Source organism: Streptosporangium sp. LJ11 (assembly GCF_051918945.1).
Lineage (GTDB): Bacteria > Actinomycetota > Actinomycetes > Streptosporangiales > Streptosporangiaceae > Streptosporangium.
The window spans coordinates 21,166-41,688 of sequence record NZ_JBPXMB010000048.1; the positions used below are offsets into that span (position 1 = coordinate 21,166).

General features: G+C 70.1%; 15 protein-coding genes. 11 read left to right on the forward strand and 4 right to left on the reverse strand.

The features are described from left to right. Window positions 1–9: 9 nt before the first annotated feature. The gene (locus ACTOQ3_RS41435) at window positions 10–1,428 is read right to left on the reverse strand and encodes a hypothetical protein (protein ID WP_440089392.1); all 1,419 of its coding nucleotides are present in this window, start codon (window positions 1,426–1,428) and stop codon (window positions 10–12) included. Then, on the reverse strand, window positions 1,428–1,904 hold the full coding sequence (locus ACTOQ3_RS41440; RefSeq protein WP_440089394.1) for a SigE family RNA polymerase sigma factor: 477 nt from the start codon (window positions 1,902–1,904) through the stop codon (window positions 1,428–1,430). The genes ACTOQ3_RS41435 and ACTOQ3_RS41440 overlap by 1 nt, the downstream gene beginning before the upstream one ends. 171 nt (window positions 1,905–2,075) lie before the next feature. Between ACTOQ3_RS41440 and ACTOQ3_RS41445 the strand changes: the two genes are divergently transcribed. The 3 genes from ACTOQ3_RS41445 to ACTOQ3_RS41455 all read left to right on the forward strand — a co-directional run bounded on the left by ACTOQ3_RS41445 (window position 2,076) and on the right by ACTOQ3_RS41455 (window position 6,716). Beyond that, the gene (locus ACTOQ3_RS41445; protein ID WP_440089396.1) at window positions 2,076–3,344 is read left to right on the forward strand and encodes an esterase-like activity of phytase family protein; all 1,269 of its coding nucleotides are present in this window, start codon (window positions 2,076–2,078) and stop codon (window positions 3,342–3,344) included. Between the two features lie 373 nt (window positions 3,345–3,717). Beyond that, entirely contained in the window at window positions 3,718–4,143 is a 426-nt protein-coding gene (locus ACTOQ3_RS41450) for a hypothetical protein (RefSeq protein ID WP_440089398.1), read from the forward strand. A 1,946-nt stretch (window positions 4,144–6,089) separates the two neighbouring features. Next, window positions 6,090–6,716 (forward strand): hemerythrin domain-containing protein, encoded by a 627-nt coding sequence (locus tag ACTOQ3_RS41455; RefSeq protein ID WP_440089426.1) that lies wholly within the window; start codon window positions 6,090–6,092, stop codon window positions 6,714–6,716. Window positions 6,717–6,884: 168 nt separating this feature from the next. Here ACTOQ3_RS41455 and ACTOQ3_RS41460 read toward each other — a convergent pair whose 3' ends face one another. Beyond that, a complete protein-coding gene (locus ACTOQ3_RS41460) occupies window positions 6,885–8,537 on the reverse strand; it encodes a pyruvate, phosphate dikinase (RefSeq protein WP_440089400.1) in 1,653 nt (550 codons plus the stop codon). Between the two features lie 17 nt (window positions 8,538–8,554). Between ACTOQ3_RS41460 and ACTOQ3_RS41465 the strand changes: the two genes are divergently transcribed. Next, window positions 8,555–9,181: a transcriptional regulator gene (locus tag ACTOQ3_RS41465; protein ID WP_440089401.1), complete on the forward strand. Its 627-nt coding sequence runs from the start codon at window positions 8,555–8,557 to the stop codon at window positions 9,179–9,181. Window positions 9,182–9,405: 224 nt separating this feature from the next. Here ACTOQ3_RS41465 and ACTOQ3_RS41470 read toward each other — a convergent pair whose 3' ends face one another. Continuing rightward, a complete protein-coding gene (locus tag ACTOQ3_RS41470; protein ID WP_440089402.1) occupies window positions 9,406–12,720 on the reverse strand; it encodes a S8 family serine peptidase in 3,315 nt (1,104 codons plus the stop codon). 121 nt (window positions 12,721–12,841) lie between these two features. Here ACTOQ3_RS41470 and ACTOQ3_RS41475 point away from each other — a divergent pair, with 121 nt between their 5' ends. The 7 genes from ACTOQ3_RS41475 to ACTOQ3_RS41505 all read left to right on the forward strand — a co-directional run bounded on the left by ACTOQ3_RS41475 (window position 12,842) and on the right by ACTOQ3_RS41505 (window position 20,218). Beyond that, window positions 12,842–13,864: a TrmB family transcriptional regulator gene (locus tag ACTOQ3_RS41475; protein WP_440089404.1), complete on the forward strand. Its 1,023-nt coding sequence runs from the start codon at window positions 12,842–12,844 to the stop codon at window positions 13,862–13,864. 503 nt (window positions 13,865–14,367) lie between these two features. Continuing rightward, a complete protein-coding gene (locus ACTOQ3_RS41480; protein WP_440089405.1) occupies window positions 14,368–14,616 on the forward strand; it encodes a hypothetical protein in 249 nt (82 codons plus the stop codon). 430 nt (window positions 14,617–15,046) lie between these two features. Then, window positions 15,047–16,300, forward strand: a complete 1,254-nt coding sequence (locus ACTOQ3_RS41485; RefSeq protein ID WP_440089406.1) for a hypothetical protein — start codon at window positions 15,047–15,049, stop codon at window positions 16,298–16,300. Between the two features lie 104 nt (window positions 16,301–16,404). After that, window positions 16,405–16,929: an N-acetyltransferase family protein gene (locus ACTOQ3_RS41490; protein ID WP_440089408.1), complete on the forward strand. Its 525-nt coding sequence runs from the start codon at window positions 16,405–16,407 to the stop codon at window positions 16,927–16,929. 228 nt (window positions 16,930–17,157) lie between these two features. After that, window positions 17,158–17,778 (forward strand): PadR family transcriptional regulator, encoded by a 621-nt coding sequence (locus tag ACTOQ3_RS41495; RefSeq protein WP_440089410.1) that lies wholly within the window; start codon window positions 17,158–17,160, stop codon window positions 17,776–17,778. A 26-nt stretch (window positions 17,779–17,804) separates the two neighbouring features. Further along, a complete protein-coding gene (locus ACTOQ3_RS41500; protein WP_440089411.1) occupies window positions 17,805–19,310 on the forward strand; it encodes an FAD-dependent monooxygenase in 1,506 nt (501 codons plus the stop codon). Window positions 19,311–19,735: 425 nt separating this feature from the next. Beyond that, complete coding sequence (locus ACTOQ3_RS41505) at window positions 19,736–20,218, forward strand: YcxB family protein (protein WP_440089413.1); 483 nt, start codon at window positions 19,736–19,738, stop codon at window positions 20,216–20,218. Window positions 20,219–20,523 lie beyond the last annotated feature (305 nt).

Below are 20,523 nucleotides of genomic sequence, written 5' to 3' on the forward strand. Positions count from 1 at the left end.
TCCGGAACTTTATTTCGTTGAGGGTACGGCGAGAAGGTTCACCACCGTGAACTCCTTGCCGCCGCCCACTTCCCTCGTCGTGCACATCGTGCCGTTCCCGGTGGGGGCGGGCGCGCCCGACGGGCGGGGACGGCCGCCGGCGTCGGCCGTCCCGCAATCCTCGACGGTCCTCTCGTCGGCGTCCCAGTAGAGGATCGAGCTGGGCGAGGAGGAGATTCCCGTCCCGTAGCCCCCGCCCCCCTCCCGCATCCGGGACATCCCGGCGGCGAGGCCGGTGACCGCGTCGTACACCGTCACCAGGGGAATGTACGCGTCCCGCTCCCCGCTGAAGGGGGACCCCATCATCCCGAACCTGTCGACGACTCCTCTCCCCGCGCTGAACCCCGGCAGGAGCCTGCGGTCAGAACCGTCCGGCCGCTGGACCACCGCCGTGTCCCCCTGTTGCCCGAAACACCAGACGGGGCCGCACCGGAAGCCGCTCCCCCCTGCCGGGACGCTCACCTCGGTGGTCCGGCCCGTCTCCAGGTCGACCGTCCTGGTCTGGTTCTCCGGCCCGCCCTCGCCCTCCCTCCCCCCGACGTCGACGGCCAGCGGCCAGGTCAGCAGGTGGAGTCCGTCGGTGTTCCCGAGCCTTTCCGGGGTTCCGCCGCTCACCGGCATGCGGTAGATGCCCCCTCCGCTCACCGACCACAGGAGGAAGTTCGAGTCGACGGCGATCCGCGTCACCTTCGCGAGGTCACCGGTGACCTCGCCGACCCGCTTCGCGACGCCGCCGGAGCGGGGAACGACCCAGAAGTCGGCCCATTCGTCGGAGTCGTTGGGCGTCTCCCCCCACCAGGCGATGTAGTCGGAGCCCACCTCGAAGTCCTGCACGAAATAGCCCTTCACCCCCGTGACGGGCATGGTCGTGAGCACGGTGCTGCTGCGGTCGGCCGTGTCGTACACCTCCAGGCGGCCCGATCTCTCGAACGACGACTCGGCCGAGAGCAGCAGCTTCGTGGCGCTCAGGCCGGTGACCGGGCGGTACCTGTGGCCGTCCGCGGCCCGGACGGGAATCGTGGAGACCGCCATGGGCCAGACCTCCGCGACGGGCCGGACGTCGATCGGCGCGGTCTCTTCCCTGTTCGCCGGTCCTCCCGCTCCGTTCTGGACCGGCTGCTCGGTGTCTCCGGCCGCGCCGCCCGATGGCGCCGCCTGGGTCAGGCTCACACCCTCTCCGCCCCTGTTGGGGAGGGTGTCCCTGACCACCGCCATGCCACCGACCACCGCGATCATCCCGGCGACCGCGAGCACCGACTGCGTCCGCACGCGCCGGCGCCGCCTGCGCTGCCTGCCGATCGTCACCACCAGGTCCTCGACCGGCTCGGGCGCGGACCGCGCCGCGCAGGCCAACGTACGGACCAGCGCCTCCTCGTCCCTGTGGCTCATCACACTCGCTCCCCCTCAAGAGCGGCCGCCCTGATCCTGAGCTTGTCCAGCGCGCGGGCCGCCTGGCTGCGCACCGTGCCCCGCGAGACACCGAGAAGATCGGCGATCTCCTGGTCGGAGAGGTCCTCGTAGTAGCGCAGGACCAGTACCGCCCGCTGTTTGGGCGGCAGGCGCTTCAGCTCGTTCCACAGGCCGACCTCGTCTCCGAGACGGTCGTCGGTGTAGGCGGCCTCAGGCACCGTCGCGACCAGCCGTTCCCTGTGCAGCCGCCGCCAGACGCTGATGTGCAGGCGGGCCATGGTCGTACGGACGTACCCTTCCGGATCCTCCCTTCTCCTCACTCTCGGCCACGCGTCCCCCAGACGCATGAGGGCCTCCTGTGTCAGGTCGGCCGCGTCCTCGGCGTTCCCGGTGAGTACGTAGCCGTACCGGTACAGCGCCCTGCCCCGTGCGGCGACGAAATCGGTGAACTCCACGCATCCAGGGACGCTTCAGGGACACGTTCTGTTGCATTCCTTTTCATCTGTCTCCGGCATGCCGCTTTCCGGCTGGCTTCTGCCAGCTTTTCGTACGGTCCGCATCTTGTTTTCGCTGTACGGCCCGCGACGCAACACCGGCCGTTCACGCGGGTTCCCTAGCGTGCCGCCATGAGACGACGCATGACGATCACCATCGGCGCGGCCGTGCTGGCACTGGCGGTGTCCGCACCGGCGGTGGCCGACCCCGGGCAGCCCGGCTCGGGCCTTCCCACCTCCGGCGGCGCCGGTACCCAGCAGGCGGATTCACAGCAGTCGGGTTCCGGTCACTCCGGCCACTCTGGATTCGGGCGCGCCACGCTCACCGGGTTCGCATCCCTGCCCGCGCTGACCTTCGTCCCCGGCAGCGAGCCGTCGGGGTCCCAGCTCGGCACGGCTCCCATCAACGGGGTGACCCCGCCGTTCGCCGGGCAGCCGGTGCAGGGCTTCAGCGGCATCGTGCGGCGGCACGACGGCACCTTCGACGTGCTGTCCGACAACGGTTTCGGCGCCAAGGACAACAGCGCCGACTTCCTGCTGCGGGTGCACCGGGTGAAGCCCGACTTCCGTCGTGAGAAGGTGTCGGTGCTGGGCGGGTTCAACCTGAGCGACCCCGACAGGCGCGTCACCTGGCCGCTGACCCGGCCGGACCGGAAGCTGACCGGCGCCGACTTCGACGTGGAGTCGATCGTGCGGACCCTCGACGGCACCTACTGGATCGGGGACGAGTTCGGCCCGTTCCTGCTGCACTTCTCCTCCTCGGGCAGGCTGCTCGAGGCTCCGGTCCCGCTGCCCGGCGTGAAGGCCCCGGAGAACCCCTCCCTCAACGGCGAGCAGCCGAACCTGGGACGGAGCAAGGGCTTCGAGGGCATGGCCCGCTCGGTCGACGGCCGCACGCTGTACCCGCTGCTCGAAGGCACCGTGACCGGCGACGCCGCCGGGACGCTGCGGATGAACGAGTTCGACCTGCGCAGGCGGGCCTACACCGGCAAGCGCTGGACCTACACGCTGGAGAGCCCCGACAACGCGATCGGCGACATGATCGCGGTCGACCGGCACCGGTTCCTCGTCATCGAGCGTGACAACCTCCAGGGGGACGCGGCCAGGACCAAGCGCATCTACATGGTGGACACCCGCCACGCGGACCTGCGCAAGACCCTCGTCGCCGACCTGCTCGACCTTGCCAACCCGCGCGGCCTGGGCGGGTTCGGGGAGACCTTCCGCTTCCCGTTCCAGACCATCGAGGACGTCGTGATCCTCGACGACCGGACCCTGGGCGTGCTGGACGACAACAACTTCCCGTCCTCCGCCGGCCGCACCCCGGGCAAGCCCGACAACAACGAGTTCATCACCGTGCGCCTGTCGCGCCCGCTCCAGGCCGACATCCGCGTCTATCTGTGACGCCCGTGGGCCCTTCCTCCCCGCTCCGCGAGCCCTTCCTCCCTTCCGGGAGGGAGGGCTCGTCCCTTCGCGGGAGGAAGGGCCCGGCTCTTCCCGAGGGGCCCGGCGCTGAGCCGTCGCGCTCCTGGCGTGATCCGACCCGGTGAACATTCCCGGCATTCCCGTTTCCCTTGCCGCGCGAACAATTACGACAAAACAGCAAATAACAATAGATAAGATCTCATCAGTCTTCACGGCGCCATTTATTTGCTCTGCCCCAACCGTTTCAATGCGCTATCTCATGGTCCGGGGGGTATCTCCTAGCTGCTGTCACTTATGGGGCAGTGAGGGATATCAGATGTTTTCGGAACCAGAAATGAGATGGGGAAATAACGTGCTTCCTCGAAAGAGCGGACGGACACCGGGGGCGAACTCCGGCAGGCAGGTGGGCGTCCTCGCCATCGCGGCAGTCGCCGGCATCCTCATGACGTCGAACCAGGTACCGGCCGGCGCCACCATCGGGCAGGCCCGGGTGCTCGGCTCGATCTCACAGCTGAATGCCGACAGCACTCCCGGCGACCGGTTCTCCGGCCGCCCCGACCCCTCCCGCCGCCAGCATCGCGGGCACGAGACGAGGCCTTCCGACAGGTGGCGGGGAAGGTCGCAGCGCCACCAGGATCGTCCCTACGACCGCTACCGCGGACGCAGGGGCGACAACGCCGCACCCGCCGGGCGCCAGCGCCTTTCCCGTTCCGAGCGGATGATGCGGGAGCTCCAGGAGGACCCGTCGTTCCCGGAGATCATCGTTCGCGAGAAATGAGCCCGATGGGCGACCGCCCGTACCGGCCGTGACAAGGCGCGAGAGGACGAGGTCGAGAGACGGGGCGCCGGACCTCGCGCGCCACAGGGGCGAGGACGGGGCGCCGGGAACCGGCGGGTGACCGGTACGGCAGGACGAAGAAGAGCGGCCGGCCGCCCCGGCACCGGATCGGGCGCCACCGAGTCGCGGAAGGAACGCGCGTGCCGTACCGGCGCGTATCGGTGCGCATCGGTACGGCACACATCACCTCGTCCCCCTCCCGGCGACCCGACTCCCGTCCCCCCGGCCCCCTCCTCCCTCTGCCAGCTGAAATCATCCATTGAACGCCATGGATGAATAATCATTACAAATACGACTAAATCATAGATGAGGTGCAGGTTTTCCTTCACAACACTGTTTATTTGCTCTTCCTGAACTATGACGGCGCGTTATCCGAATAAGCCTCGGGTATCTCCTGTCCGTCGTCACTTCCGTGACCGCATGACAGATCCGAATGTTTTCGGAATTAGCAATGATATGGGGAAATAACGTGCTTCCTCGTAGTAGCAGATGGGCGTCAGCCCTTTCCGGTAAGCGCGCCGGCGCTTTGGCCGTCGCAGCGATGGCCAGCATCCTCATGATGTCGTCGAATCAGGCGCCGGCGAACGCCACCGGGGGGACGAACCTTCTCGATCTCGCCCCCTACAGCGACACCGGGGGCGCCGGCGGCAAAGCCCGTTCTCGACATTCCGCGCACCCTGGCGAGAAGCCCCTTCTTCGCCCGTGCCGGCCCTGCCGATGCCCCAAGGGTGCCCGTGACTGTGACTGCCCGGGCGGTCGCGGCGGGGACGGGTGCGGCAGGGACGACCGGGATCGGGACCGAGACCGAGACCGGGACCGGGACCGAGAGCGGGACGACGATGACGATGACGCAGTGATCGCCATTCCTGTCCCCATCCGTACACCTGTCAGGCCGGCCGGCACTCCCGTCGGCACTCCCACCAGGTCCGACCCCGGGCCCGCAGGACCGGCAGGACCCGCGGGACCGGCAGGACCCCCAGGACCCGCAGGACCCCCAGGACCCGCGGGACCGGCAGGACCCGCAGGACCCCCAGGACCCGCGGGACCGGCAGGACCCGCAGGACCGGCGGGACCCGCAGGAGCGGACGGACTGGACGGACCCGCAGGACCGGCAGGACCCGCAGGAGCGGACGGACTGGACGGACCCGCAGGACCCGCAGGACCCCCAGGACCCGCAGGACCGGCGGGACCCGCAGGAGCGGACGGACTGGACGGACCCGCAGGACCCGCAGGACCGGCGGGACCCGCAGGAGCGGCGGGACCCGCAGGAGCGGACGGACTGGACGGACCCGCAGGACCGGAAGGACCCGCGGGGCTGGCAGGCCCTCCGGGACCGGCGGTACTCGTGGAGTCACCCCGTCCCACGGGGTGCGCGATGGCCAGTCCCCTGGTCGTTCTCCAATCCATGTGCGCGGTCGCTCCTGTCAGCTTTCCCGTCGTTCCCGTCGCCCTTTCCGGGCCTCTCTGCGTCCCCGCTCCTGTCAGCACCATCGACGTTCTCCACCTGTCAGGAAGCATCGGGTGCGTGTAGCTCGTGGCGGGGCGGCGCACTTCCGTGACCCGCACGGGACAGGACGCGAACCGCTTCGACACGGGCACGACCTCACGGAATCCGTACGGCACCGGACCGCGCCGTCATCAAGCCCGATGACGGCGCGGCCGTAGCCGACCGGCACGGCCACCGATGTGATCCATCCGGGATGGGAACCGAAGATCACGCGGTGGCCGTGCCGGCGCGCGTCCACGGCCCGGCAGCCGAGCGTCGCCCTTTCCAAGAGCACGGCAAGCCGGTTCCAAGGTGGTTCTCGCAGACTTGGTCCGCCGCCCTTGGCACAGGACGAAAGATGCTTGCGATGAATGCCACAGAACGCCCGTACACCCACGAGATGGTGGTAGTCCACCGCGTCTTCCGGCGAGAGTCCGGTTTGATGCCGAGATTCGTCAGGGCGGTGCCCGAAGGCGACACGGCTCGCGCGGCCGAGATCGCCGAGCACTACCTCGACTACGCCGAGGGACTGCACCACCACAGCGCCGAGGACGAGCTGGTGTGGCCACTGCTGCTGTCTCGGGTCCGTCTGGAGAGGGACATGGTGGTACGGATGGAGGACCAGCACGGCCGGATCGCCGAGACCCTGACCCGGATCGCCGAGGTGCTGCCCGAGTGGCGGCGCACCGCCTCGAAGGGAGCCGGTGAGAAACTCGCGATCGCGATGGAGGAGCACCGTACCGCCCTGGTCGAGCATCTGGACGACGAGGAGCGGTACGTGCTGGCGCTCGTCGCCGAGCACATGTCGGTCGCGGAGTGGGAGGCCGTCGGCGCCCGCGCGGTGGAGCAGATCCCCAGGAAGAAGCTCCTGCTCTCGATGGGCGCGATCCTGGAGGAGACCACCCACGAAGAGCGCGGGTTCTTCCTCGGCAAGTTGCCGGCCGTCGCCCGGCTGCTGTGGAGAACCGTCGGCCGCCGCCGGTACGCCAAGCAGGTGTCGCGTCTCCGAGGGCCGCTGGCGGCGTGAGCCCGGCCGGCGGGGCCGCCCGATGAGCCCCCGGCCGGAGTCGGGGAACGAGCCTCGCTCTGGAACCGGGTACGCGTCAGGGTCTCCATCAGTCCCGGGTCGTTTCAGTCCCGGGTCGTTTCAAGCCCGGCTGGTTTCAGGTTCGGGTCGTTTCAGGTCCGGGTCGTTTCAGGCCGACAGGGCCGCGCGGGCCGCCCTGAGGCGTTCCGTCTCGTCGCGGTCCGAGTCGTCGCCCGAGACCTCGTCGGCCCATGCGAGCAGGCGGTGCAGGTGGGAGTCGGTCATGGCCGTGACGACGCGGTGGCTGCCGACGAGGACCTCTCCGCCGGTCCCGTCGATGGTGATGAACGTGCCTTCCGGGACGGTGTGCCCCCCGGCTCGCACGCAGGCGGCGGCGACGTCGACCGTGAGGTCCGCGGCTCCCACGACGGCGGGCTTGCCCATCGCCCTCGCGACGACGGCGGCGTGGCTGGCCGGCCCGCCGCGCGCGGTGACGACCCCCGCGGCGGCGGCCAGGCCGTGCATGTCGAGCGGGGAGGTGTGCGGGCGCACCAGGATGACCGGGCCGTCGGCGGCCATCCGCACCGCCCTGTCGGCGGTGGTCGCCACCCTGCCGACCGCGACCCCCGGGCAGGCGCCCAGCCCTCGGGTGAGGATGTCACCCGCGTCGGCCGCCTCGATCCGGGGCGTGCGAGCGTGGCGAAGATGGTGCGGAGAGATCCGGAGCAGCGCCTCGCGGCGGCTGATGACGCCCTCGTCGGCCAGCTCCACCGCGACGCGGACGGCGGCGCGTCCGACGAGGTTGCCGGGCCGCACCTGCAGGACCCACAGCTCACCCGCCTCGAAGGTGAACTCCAGGTAGCAGGTGTCGCGGTAGTGCTCCTCGATCCGGCTCATGGCTTCCAGGAGGCCGGCCCACACCGCCGGCTCCCGTTCGGCCAGCTCGGACAGTGGCCGGGTCACCGACCTCCCGGAGACGACGTCCTCACCCTGGCGACCGAACAGGACCTCGCCGAACGGAACGCTCTCGCCGGTGTTGGGGTCGCGACTGAACGCGACACCGGTGCCACTGTGGTCGTCGCGGTTCCCGAACACCATGGCCTGCACGACGACGGCCGTGCCGAGCTCGTGCGGGATGTCGTGCAGTTCGCGGTAGGTCTTGGCGCGCGGCGTGTCCCAGGACGAGAACACGGCCCTGACGGCCGGCTCCAGCTGCCTCGTCGCGTCGTCCGGCACCGGCCCGCCGGCTCGTTCGCGGATGAGGGCCTCGACTCCCCGGATCGCGTCGGCGAGGCGCGTCCCCTCGTTACCGGCCCCGCTACCGACCTCGTTCCCCGCGCCGCGCTCGGCCGCTCCACGCGCGGCGGCTTCCAGGCTCTCCGGTTCCGTGCCGAACACCGCCGAGGCGTAACTGGACAGGAAGCGCAGGCGCGAGTCGAGCGCGAACCGCGGATCGCCGGTCTCGGCCGCCAGCCCCGCCGTGGTCTCGGCGGTGAGACCGAGGTTGAGGATCGTGTTCATCATGCCGGGCATCGACACGCTGCCGCCCGAGCGGACCGACACCGTCAGTGGCCGGTCGGGCCCGCCGAGGCGCCGTCGCGTGGTGGCTTCGAGACCGGAGACGGCGGCCGCCAGCTCGGCGTCGAGCCCGCCGGGAAGCTCCCCGTCACGCAGAAAGGCGCGACACGCCGCGGTGCCGACGACGAACCCGGGCGGCACGGGCACGCCGAGACGTCGCAACACGACAAGGCCGTACCCCTTGCCCCCGAGGACGCTCGCGTTCTCCTCGACCTCGGCAGAAATCGGGTGAATCCACACCATCGATGTAGCATATCGACGTGCCGAACCCACCCCATGTGACCAGCGTCGACCTGTTGACGCTCCACACGCTTCGCTGCATCGGATTCGCCGGCCTCGCCCGCGTGGCCCGGGCGACGGGACTCCCCGAGCCCGACGTCGAATCCGAACTGATCGATCTCGCGGTGGCCGGCCTCGTCACGCATGCTTCGGGTGACTTCGGCGGGTGGGGGCTCACCGAGGCCGGTCTCGCCGCGGACGCCGAGCGGATCTCCGCCGAGCTGGACGCGGCGGGCACCCGGGCGACGGTGGCCAAGGCGTACGACGGCTTTCTCGTGCTCAACCCGGAACTGCTCGATCTCTGCACGGCGTGGCAGATGCGATCCGTCGACGGTGTCGCGGTACCGAACGACCACACCGACCCCGCCTACGACTCACGGCTCCTGGAGCGGTTCGCGGACCTCGACCGGCGTGTCGACGACGCCTGCGCGGATCTGTTCGCGGAGATGCTCCGGTTCCAGCGGTATCGGACCCGGCTCACCACCGCGCTCACGCGCGCCAGGTCCGGCGCGCTGGACCACGTGTCGGACGACCTCGAGTCCTACCACAGCGTGTGGTTCCAGCTTCACGAGGACCTGCTCGTCACCCTGGGCATCCCGCGACACTGAACCGTCCCGGCCCGTCCGGAGGTCTCCTTCCCGGTCAGGTCCCGACGGCCCTGTTTCAGGTCCCGACGGTCACGGTCAGATCCCAACGGTCCCGGCCAGGTCCCGACGCCGCTCTCCGGTCAGGTCCCGGCGGTCGTCCTCGAACCGTCCGATGGTGAGAACCCGGCCCGTCCGATGACGGGAACCCCGCCGCGTCCGGTTGGGCGCGGCGGGGTTCCCGTGGCTTACTTGATCCCGTAGGCCCTGATGACGGTCTCGGTGAAGGCGTTGCCACCGGTGTCGGCGGCCTTGACGCGCAGCGAGGCGAACTTGCCGCGCGCGCCGGCCGGGTGCCAGGTCTCGGCGGACCAGGTGCCCTTGCCGGTCGGATGCACCAGCGTGGGCCACCAGGTGCGGCCGTCGTCGTAGGAGATCTCCGCGGAGAGCGTGCTCACCCTCAGGTCGGGTGAACCCTCCTGGCGCTGGACCCGCAGCGGGATGCGCATGTGGCCCGTACCGGCATAGTTGCGGTCGTCCAGCTCCGGGCTCATCCTGACGACCATCAGCGGCAGCACCTGTCGCTGTCCCGGGTCGGGGGTCTTGGACCTGAACCGCCACTCGGCACTGACCCGCGTGGAGAACTTGGTCATGGCCGGATCGCGGTCGGCGGTCTTGGTGAGCCGGTACTCGCTCTCCTTCCCGTCGGCGGGCACCTCGATGTTGCCGGGCAGGTAGGTGTCGGTGAAGATCTCCTTGCCGTCGCGATAGAGCTTGGCCTGCGGGGCGGTGTACTCGCCGTAGGAGAGGCGCTCGGGCACGCTGTCCTCGAACAGCCCGCCGGCGAACTGCAGCATGTTCTCCTCACGCCAGGAGTAGTCCCCGCCGGGCATGAGCCCTGCCGCGAAGACGCCGGCGTTCCAGCGGTCGGAGGCCTTCTGGCCTGCGCGGTAGACGGTGGTCTCGCCGAAGAAGAACTGGTCGATGTTCTCCACGATGTCCAGTGCCTTGTACTGGATGAAGGAGGGGTACCAGCCGGTGTCGCCGGGCGTGTAGTACTCGGTCCGCTGGAACGGGAGCGGGAAGTGGGACAGGCTGCCGTACGGCATCCAGGCCAGCTCCGTCCCGTACAGCACGGGCAGGGCGAAGTGCTCGCCGAACTTGGCGTCCTGCTGGGTGGCGTACGTGGAGGTGACCTTGGCGAGGTCGCGACCGCGCGGGCGGTAGCCGGGGTCGGCGGGGATGCGCGGCTCGGCCTTCATCAGGTGGTAGAAGTAGGGGCTGTCGTTGTAGGTGCCGTCGCCCTTCGGCTTGGCCCACTGCGTCCAGCGGTAGTAGGCGAACTTCTTGCTCGCCGTACGGGTCGTGGGGATGGCCTTGATGCCCTCGATCCGGTCCGCGCCCCACATGTCCGCCAGCTCGACGTCCACGCCCATCGGCTGGACGCCGTCGGCGAGCTGGATCATGCCGAGCATGCCGATGGCCAGTCGCGCGGTCGGCTCCTCGGTGCGCACGTCCACCGGCTTGGCCTTGCGGGCGTCGGCGGTGACGGTGCGGTCGGCGTCGAGGGTGAACTCCGGCTCCGCGGACATCACCAGGGTGCCGTCGTGGTCGAGCATGAGGGCGACGATCGTGTAGCGGCGTCCCTTCTGCAGCCTGAGGTCCAGCGTGCCGCCGGAGATGTCGTAGTTGACCTGCTCCTTGGTGTCGAGGTCGATCACTCCGGCGAAGGAGTTCTGCACGGGCTGCCCGTCCGAGCCGGTGAAGGCCAGCTTGAGCCCGTGCTTCTCCGGCTCGACCCGCATGCCGATGCCGGTACGCACGGAGACCTCGCCACCGGTGGCGATGACCGTGCCGCTGTACATGCCGATCGCGCCCGGTTCGGCGGTCACCTCGACCTGCGCGGTGCCGTGCGCGGGCACCTCCACCGTGGTGGCACCGAGCTTGAACGGCGTCACCGTCTCACCGCGGCCGTCCTTGGCCTTCACGCTCAGGTCCAGCCGTACGGCGGCGTCACCGTCGTTGCGGTAGGTGAGCGTGCTCTTCCTGGGCTCGGAGGCGGGCAGCTCGACCTCTCCCAGGCTCAGCGAGGCGGGCTCGGCCGTGACCTTCTGGGCGACGGCGCGGGCGACGTCCACGCGGCCGGAGCCCTGGACGTAGGCGCCGAGCTCCTCGCCGGGCGCGGTGGAGGCCATCAGCGCCGCCTTGATCCGGTCGGCCTTCCAGTCGGGGTGCAGACCCGCGACGATCGCCGCCGCTCCCGCGACGTGCGGGGTGGCCATGGACGTGCCGCTCATCTCCGTGTACGAGTCGTCCGCCGAGATGCCTCCGGCCCTGGCCGCGACGATGCCCACGCCGGGCGCGATCAGGTCGGGCTTGACCGCGGCGTCGCCGACGCGCGGGCCGGTGCTGCTGAACTGGGCGACCGTGTCGGCGTCACGGTAGGAGGCGCCGACCGACAGCGCGTGGTCCGCACTGCTCGGCGAGCCGAGCGCCTGGGGGCCGTCGTTGCCCGACGCGATGACGAACAGCGTGCCGTACCGCTCGGAAAGCGTGTTGACGGCCTGCTCCAGCGGGTCGACGCCGGGGATGTCGGGACCGCCGAGGCTGAGGTTGGCGACGCGGGCGCCGCTCTCCGCCGCCCAGGTCATGGCCTCGATGATGCCCGAGTCCGGGCAGTTTCCGCTCTGCTCGCAGACCTTGCCGATCAGCAGCTTCGCGCCGGGGGCGACACCCTTGTACTTGCCGCCGGAGGCGGCGCCCGATCCGGCGATCGTGGAGGCGACGTGGGTGCCGTGGCCGTTGAGGTCGCGGACGTCGGGCTCGGAGGTGAAGTTCTCGGTCTTGGTGACCAGGCCCTTCAGGTCGGGGTGGTCGGGGTCGTAGCCGCTGTCGAGCACCGCGACGGTGACGTCCTTGCCGGTGTGGCCGGCCTCCCAGGCCTTGGGCGCGCCGATGTGCGGGACGCTGACGTCGAGGGACAGCCTGGCCTTGCCGTCCAGCCAGATCTTCTCGGGCGCGGACGCCGCTCCGGCCTGACCGGACGCCTGCCCGGACAGGGACTTCCAGAGCGTGCCGGCGGCGGCGCGGGGCTCGCTCCTGGCGATGCCGTTGATCGCGGGCAGCGGACGCCCGCCGGCGGCGCGCAGCGTGGCGGCGTCGGTCTGGCCGGAGTACGTCACGATCAGCGGGAGCGCCGGGCTGGCGGCGTCGTCGTAGCCGAGCTCGGCGAGCCGGGTGACGTTGAACAGACGGGGGTCCAGCCTGCCTTCGGCCAGCAGGGGCATCGCGTCCACGGGGACGATGCTGAGCCCTTCCTTGGCCCGGCGGTGGACGAACTTGATCTTCTCCCTGCCGGGGCCCGGCTCGACGTCGAGCTGGGTCTGCTTGCCGGGGAGCACGCGGAGCGTGACCTTGTCCCCGGTGATGAGAGTGATCGTCTTGGGCGGTCCGGCCTTCGCGGCGGCCTGCCCGGCCTGGGGGGAGGCCGAGGTCTTGGGGGTGGGGGCGGGGGTGGGGGACGCCTGGACCGGCGTGGCGGCCGCTATCAGGGCCGTTACCACACTGCCGATAAGGACGGTTCTCTGAAGCACAACCCGATTTCTAACGGTATGCGAATTTTGGTGACAAGGTGGTTTCTGTGGCCTATTGCGGCAACTGCCGGAAGTGGCCAAGCTCGTAGGCATGCTTGATGACGGTCCGGCGCTGGAAGTGGTGGGGATCAGCGCGTTCGACGAGCGGATCTACCGTGAGGTGCTGGCCTGCCCCGGCATCACGGTGCAGGAGCTCGTCATGAGGAGCGGGGAGAGCTCGGGGCGCATCCAGGCGTCGCTGGGCAGACTTCGCGCCAAGGGCCTGATCAGCCGCCTGTGGGGACGGTCGCCCCGCTGGACGGCGACGAACCCCGGGACCGCCATCCGCTCGCTGGTACGCGGCATGCAGAGCAACCTGGACCGGCTCACCGACACGGCCGACCAGCTGGAGGAGACCTTCCGCACCGCCGGCCAGGACCTGGAGGAGGGCGGCCAGTTCGAGGTCCTGGCGGGGCCCGAGGAGCAGGCCCGATGGTACGTCCGGCTGCAGCAGGAGGCCAAGGAGGAGGTGCTGACCTTCGACCGGCCTCCGTACGTGCTGGACTATCACAACCCGGTGCAGACCGGCCTGCTCCGCAAGGGCGTTCGCTACCGGACCATCTACGTGCCCGAGGCGTTCGACCACGCGGGGGCACTCGACGAGGTGGGCAGCCTGGTCAAGGCGGGCGAGGAGGCGCGGGTCCTGCCCGAGCTGCCGTTCAAGATGGCGCTCGTCGACCGGCGGCAGGCGGTCATGCCGCTGCACATGGACCCGCCGCTGACACGCGGCGTGCTGATCAAGGGGTCCACCATGGTGGTGGCCCTGGTCGAGCTGTTCGAACGCCTGTGGCAGGAGGCGCTTCCGATCTACCCGCAGCCCGCGTCCCGTGACGGCGCTCCGGAACCGGCCGGCGGACCCGGCCACACCGACGAACAGGGGTGGGCGGAGCTCGACCCGGACGATCGCCGGCTCCTGGCGCTGCTCTCGGCCGGGCTCAAGGACGACGCCATCGCCCGCCAGCTCGGCACCAGCCCGCGCAGCCTCCGCCGCCGCCTGCGCCACCTCCTGGACGAGCTGAACGCCGAGACCCGCTTCCAGGCGGGCGCCCAGGCCAGCCGCCGCGGCCTCGTGTGACCTCTGGAACGGAGGTTTCCGGGTTTCCGGGTGAGGGTCTTCGAACCGCGAGGGCCCGGCCACCGGGCCGTGCCCTCCCAGCTACCGGCGAGGCCTCTCGGGTTCGTAGGGCGCGCCGGTGAGCTCGCGCGCCTGGACAGGCTCGCCGTCGACGAGAACGAGATATCGATCCGAGCGGTCCTGCGCGCCTCGCTCCGCCCGCTGAGCGAACCGGTCCGCGCCATGTTCCGGCTGCTCGGGCTGCATCCCGGCCCCGAACCGTCACTGGCCGTCGCCGCGGTCCTGTCGGGCATGACGGCCGATGAGGCGCGAGAGCCGCTCGACCAGCTCGTGTCCGTCCACCTGCTCGCGCCCGTGTCCGGCGACCACTACGCGATGCACGACCTGACGCCTCCCCCAGGCCATGAGCCACTACCTGACCTCCCTGGAGGTCAGCGAGACGAGCTGTGGCGATCGGGACATCGCCCAGATCCTGGTCAGCATGAGCACGCTCCATTCACGACATGGGCGCGTGCGAGGAGGCGACATCGTGCGGGGAACGCGCCCTCTCTCTCGCCACCTGGACCGGTGACACCCTGCTGCGGGCGGAAGCGTACGAGGCGCTCGGCCTCGCCCACGCCTCGCTGGAACGCGCCGGGGAGGCGGTGGCCCGTCTCGAGGCCACCCTGGCGCTCTTCGAGGACCTCGGGCACCGCAAGGCCGGAGTGGTGCGCGACCACCTCGACCGGCTCGGTGCCGCCCCGCCGGGTTGACCGTCCTCCCGGGGCGGGGCTCCGGCGTCCCTCCGGGGGCGGGCACTCGACGTCGAGCGTAACCCCGACGCAGACCAAGGCCCCGTAACCCGTACACACGGGAGCACCCGTTCCCTTCGTGGGGGCGGGTGCTCTTTCTCGCGTCGGGACAGGGGCGGCGGGGAAACGGCACGACCGGTACACCGCCCGCAAGCGGTCGCCGCCGACCGGCAGGATGCTCGCGCGCGGGTCCGCGCGCCCAGATTCGGCCGGGCCCACCCGGTCGCCGGACGCCCTCCGAACAAGCAAGCGTGCGATTGGAATCAAGGCGATGCGCGATCCTCCAAGAAAACACGAGTCGGCCTCATAGAAATCTTGACGCCACTGGCGCAACATGTTGTGATCTAGGCAGTCGTTGTTCCATGGTCATTTAGTGGGAAATGGGGCAGTTGTGAGGGTTCTCCGGCGTGCGGCCGCGATGGTCGCGCTCCTGGTGGGCGCGGTCGGCGTCCAGGTCATCCAGGGCGGAGCGGCGCAGGCGGCTCTGCCCACCGCCGCCGTCGCGCTCGGCGACAGTTTCGTCAGCGGGGAGGGCGCGGGAGACTACCAACCCGTCGTCGACACCTCCGGGACGGCACAGGGCTTCCCCGGCTGGTCGGCGGCGAACAGCAACGCCTACTTCTGCCACCGGTCGGCGAACGCCTCGTTCTTCAAGGCGTCGTTCCCCGGCATTCAGGACCGCTTCAACCTCGCGTGTTCCGGCGGCCGGCCCGCCGACATCGCCAACGCCTCCAGCGCCCGCCCCAACGGCCGCTCCGTCGCCTCGCAGCTCGACCAGCTGCGCGCCGTCGCCCAGACCCACGACATCGACGTCGTCCTCATCGGCCTCGGCTCCAACAACAGCCAGTTCACCTTCGGCGACGTGGCCACGCTGTGCGCCAACCGCTTCATCGCCGACGCCTGGACCGGCTGGTGGGAGTTCTGGGCCTACCTGGGCGGCGACGTGCCGCAGGAGCCCTGCACCGTCTCGGACCTGGCCTCCGACGCCGAGGTGGCCGCCGCCACCACCGAGACCACCGCCGCCCTGCGCCAGATCCTCGACACCCTCGCCCAGGTCGACGCCGACGGCGTCCACCAGGTGGTCCTGCAGAACTACACCAACCCGCTGCCGCTCGACGTCGCCCCGGAGTACCGGGACGAGGACAACCGCACCGACACGCGCGACAAGTTCCGCGACCTCGGCGCCGAGCGGTACGCCGCCGGCTGCCCGATCCACCGCGCGAGCCTCGCCCCCGGGCACGTGTTCTCCCAGAACCTCGGCAACCTCGTCAGGAACGCCTACAACACGCTGGCGGCCGAGCGTCCGGCGGCCAACCTGCGCGTCCTGGACGTCCAGAAGGCCTTCGACGGGGCCCGGCTCTGCGAGAACCCCGGCAGCCCGGAGAACGCGCTCGCCACACCGGTCCGGATACAGGAGTCGCCGAACGGCAACTTCGTCACCAGCCTGTCCGGCTGGGACAAGATCCGCGTCCAGAAGGCGGCGAACACCTGCGGCACCTACTTCCAGACCTGTCAGGAGGCGTGGCACCCCAACGCCGCGGGCCACGTCGTCCTCGGCCAGTGCCTGACCGGCGCCCTCACCGCCGCACCCCGCACGGTCGTCACGTGCGCCCGTAACCCGAACGGCTCGCTGACCATCTCCTGACGTCTCCTCTCGACGCACGACGGCGCGCGCCCCTCCTCCGGGGCACGCGCCGTCCCGCGTTCCGCGACGACCGGCTCGGCCGATGCTCCCCATAGTGTGATCCCGTGACCAAGAACTTCGTGATCTTCCAGGCTTCCGTCGACCATGGGGATGTGCTGGGCGAGATCCACGCGGAGTCCTGGAAGGCGGCCTACGCGGGCTTCTTCGCCCCGGAGTTCTGCGCCGAGGCGGTGAGACACCGGCGCGGGAAGTGGCACGACGTGCTCGCCAAGGGGCAGGACACCGTCCTGCTCGCCGCGCTGGACGGGCGTCCGCTGAACTTCTCCTACTTCGGTTCCTCCCCGACGCGGCCGGGAGCGGCCGAGATCTTCGGCTTCTACGGCCACCCGGACGGCTGGGGCACCGGCAGCGCGGGCGCCCTGATGACCGCGACCCTGCGCAGGCTGCGCGAGACCGGCTTCAGCCGGGTGCACCTGTGGACGCTGCGCGATACGTCCCAGTCACGCCGCTTCTACGCCAAGAGCGGCTTCACCGAGTCGGGCGCGGTCCGCGGACACGACTTCGGTGACGGCAACCTGATCGACCAGGTCGAGTACGAGTTCGCCCTGACCGCGAGAACGCAGGAATGACCCCGCGGTAACGAACCCGTTCTCCGCCGAGTCCGCCTCGGCATGCCGGCCCGTCACGACACCTCGATGACCGGCCGGCCGTACTCGCCGCCGGCGACAGGGGCACACCGGAGCGGCACCGCCGCCAGGCACCTCCTCCCGTGGCCACCCTCCCCGATGCCGATTCCCGATCTTGACAAGTATCAGTCGGTGCCAAATACTCGGATCCGACTGATAGGAGGCGATCGATTGAGTACGACTGGTCGGCGCCCGGTGTCCAACTCGCTGGGGTTGGCGGTGCTGGGATTGCTGATGGAGTCGCCGGCGCACCCCCACGCCATGGCAGCCACGCTGCGGGAACGTGGCATGGACCGGGTGTTCAAGGTGACGACCGGCTCCCTGTACGACGTGGTCCGAGCGCTGGAACGCGCCGGATGGATCGAGACGCGGGAGACGGTCCGGGTCGGTGCCCGGCCGGAGCGCACCGTCTACCAGCACACCGCGCTGGGGCGTACGGAGTTCGTGCGCTGGGTGGACGAGCTGATCCGCGTCCCGGCCGACGAGTACCCGAAGTTCCTGTCGGCGGTCAGCTATCTCGGCGCGCTCGGGCCGGACGGCGCCGTGGCGGCGTTGCGGGAGCGGACCGGCCGGGTGCGCGCGTCGCTGGAGGAGGTCCGGCAGGGACACCGCGAGGTGTTGGAGGCCGGCGAGGTGCCGCGCCTGTTCGTGGTGGAGGCCGAGTACGCGGTGCGGATGCTGCAGGCCGAACTGGACTGGCTCGAGGAGATCACCGCCGATATCGAGACCGGCCGGTTGGCCTGGCCGGAACCCGTGACCGGCTGGGTCCGCACGAGTGGTGAGACCCGGTGAAGGAAATGTCGACGCGAGGAGGTTCGATGAAGGTCATGGTGGCCGGGGCGGGACCGGCCGGGTTGATGCTGGCGGCGGAGCTCGCACTGGCCGGGGTCGAGGTGACGGTGGTGGACCGGCTGCCGCGACGATCGCCGTTCTGCCGCGGCTTCACTCTCAACGCCCGCAGCCTGGAGCTACTGGACCGGCGCGGCATCGCCGACCGCTTCCTGGCCGAGGGCCCGGCCGTGCCCTACGGCATGTTCGCCGATCCGAGCCGGCCGCTGGACCTGACCGCCATGGACACCGATCACCCGTACGTGCTCGGCATCGCGCAGACCCGGGTCGAGGAACTCCTGGAGCAGTGGCTGGCCGAGCTGGGTGTGACGGTGTCCTGGGGACACGAGGTGACCGATCTCGCTCAGGACGGGGACGGTGTCGAGGTGACCGTCCGGGCCGGCGGCCGGCACCATCGCCGGCGGGTCGGCTATCTCGCCGGCTGCGACGGCAGCCGCAGCGTCGTGCGCAAGCTCGCCGGAATCGGCTTCCCCGGCACCGCGGCCACCACGTTCGGCCTGCTCGCCGACGTGGAACTGGCCGACCCCGCCGACCTGCCCTTCGGGATGACCGACGGCGAGCACGGCACGGTGTTCGTCATCCCGCGGCCCGGCTACGTACGAATCGTGCTCGACGAGCCGGCCCCGCCCGCCGACCGCGACGAGCCGGTGCGGCCGGCCTACTTCCAGCGGGTGCTGAACGAGGTGCTCGGCCGCCCGGTGGAGCTTCGCGACCCGCGCTGGCTCACCAGGTTCTCCGACTCGGCCCGGCAGGCGGACCGCTATGTCGCGGGACGGGTCGTGCTGGCCGGGGACGCCGCGCACATCCACCCGCCGGCGGGGGCGGTGGGGGTGAACGTGGCGTTGGCGGACGCCGTCAACCTCGGCTGGAAACTCGCCGCCACCGCGCTCGGCCACGCGCCGGACGGCCTGCTGGACAGCTACCACCGGGAGCGGCACGAGGTCGGGGCTCGCGTGCTGCGGACCACCCGCGCGCAGGCGATCCTCGGGCGACGCCTCCCGGAGCTCGGTCCGGTCCGGGAGCTGTTCGGCGAGCTCACCGGCCTGCCGCAGGTCGGTACCTACCTCGCCGAACTGGCCACCGGGGTGAGCACCCGGTACGACCCCAGGATCCCCGGCGAGCACCCGTGGCTGGGCAAGCTCGCGCCGAACCTGAAGCTGGCCATGGGCGAGAGACGCACCAGCGTCGCCGAACTGCTCCGGCCCGCGCGTCCGGTGTTCCTCCGATTCGGCGATCGCGTCCTGCCGACCGGCGCGGACGGCGCAGTGGACACCTACCACGTCCGCTGCCCCGAACACCCTGAGCTCGAGGAGCTGCTGCTCCGCCCCGACGGACACACCGCCTGGATCTCCACCACCACCGACCCGCAACCCACCGGCACCCTCGCCACCGCCCGGGCCACCTGGTTCGGTGTCCCGGCGCACTTCTCGCACGGCCCGGCCGAGCGGGCGAATTCCGGCCCCACCGTCACGTAAGGACGCGGGCACGAACCCCCGGGCGACCGGGGCCACCCGTGGTGTCCCGATCTTCGACGGGCCGATGCCGAGCAACGAGGCGCCGGACCGTCGATCGCCTCCAGCCTCGTACGGAAATCAGCCGCCCTCAGGTGATCATGAGGCCGATCTCATGGCATAACCTGCGAAGGCGGGCAAGTCGACGGGAAAAGGGAGCGGCGAAATGTACATGGGGATGACGGGCTGGTTCGCGCTGGCGGTCTTCTGGCTGATTGTCGGCCTTATTCTGTTTTTCATCATCTATGGAGCCGTGAGACTGGCTCTCAAGCATGACCGTCGAAGTCGAGGGCGCTGAAACGACGAAGAGCGGCCGACCCGGCAAGGCGGGGAAGGCCAGATTCTCTGCTGAGCCCTGAATGATGTGTCACCACACGAACAAAGGCAGCATGTTGGACTTCACGGTCAGATACGAGCCCACTCCCGATGAAGTGGCGCGAGCACTCGGACAGGGAATCAGGCAGCAACTCAAGATCGCCTATCTGGTGCTGCCGTCGGTCCTGATCGCGTCAGGGCTTGGCTGCGTTCTGATCGGCTCCACATCCACGGGCGTCGCCATGCTGGTGGGAGCGGTCGTCTTCCCGCTCGTGCTGACCTGGTCGATCCGACGTACCGGCAAGCGGCAGCTCGCCCACCTCTGCGTGCCGACCACCCTCCGGTTGACCAGCGACGGATACGAGTGCCGAACCGACCAGTCCGCCACCACGATGCGATGGTCGCTGTTCGGACGGATCGTCACCGGCCCCGAGTTCTGGCTGTTCTTCGTGAACAGGCAGTTCGCGGGCTTCCTCCCCAGGCGTGCTTTCAGCAGCGAGCAACAGACCGAGCTTGATGACTTCATAGCCTCTCGGCAGAACACGAGGATTTCCTGATCGCCGGTTTCCACCTCCTCTTTTCGCCCTCCTGGCGGGTTGCACAGCAGGCGCGGTTCGACCTTCCGATCCGTAGATCCTCGAACGGTCTCCAGGATCGTTCGGATCCGTCCGGCTCAGGTCGCAATCGCCTACTCGGGTAGCTTCCAAGATGGCTCCGCGGCACAAGGAGTGGGCTGGGGCGACGCTCAAGGTCAGGTCAGGGCGCTCCGGATGGTCACCTCCGTGAACGACCGTCGGCTCCGTTCGGCCGTCGCTTCTTCGAACCGCGGTGAGATCCTGCGACCGGACGCACCCGTGTGGAG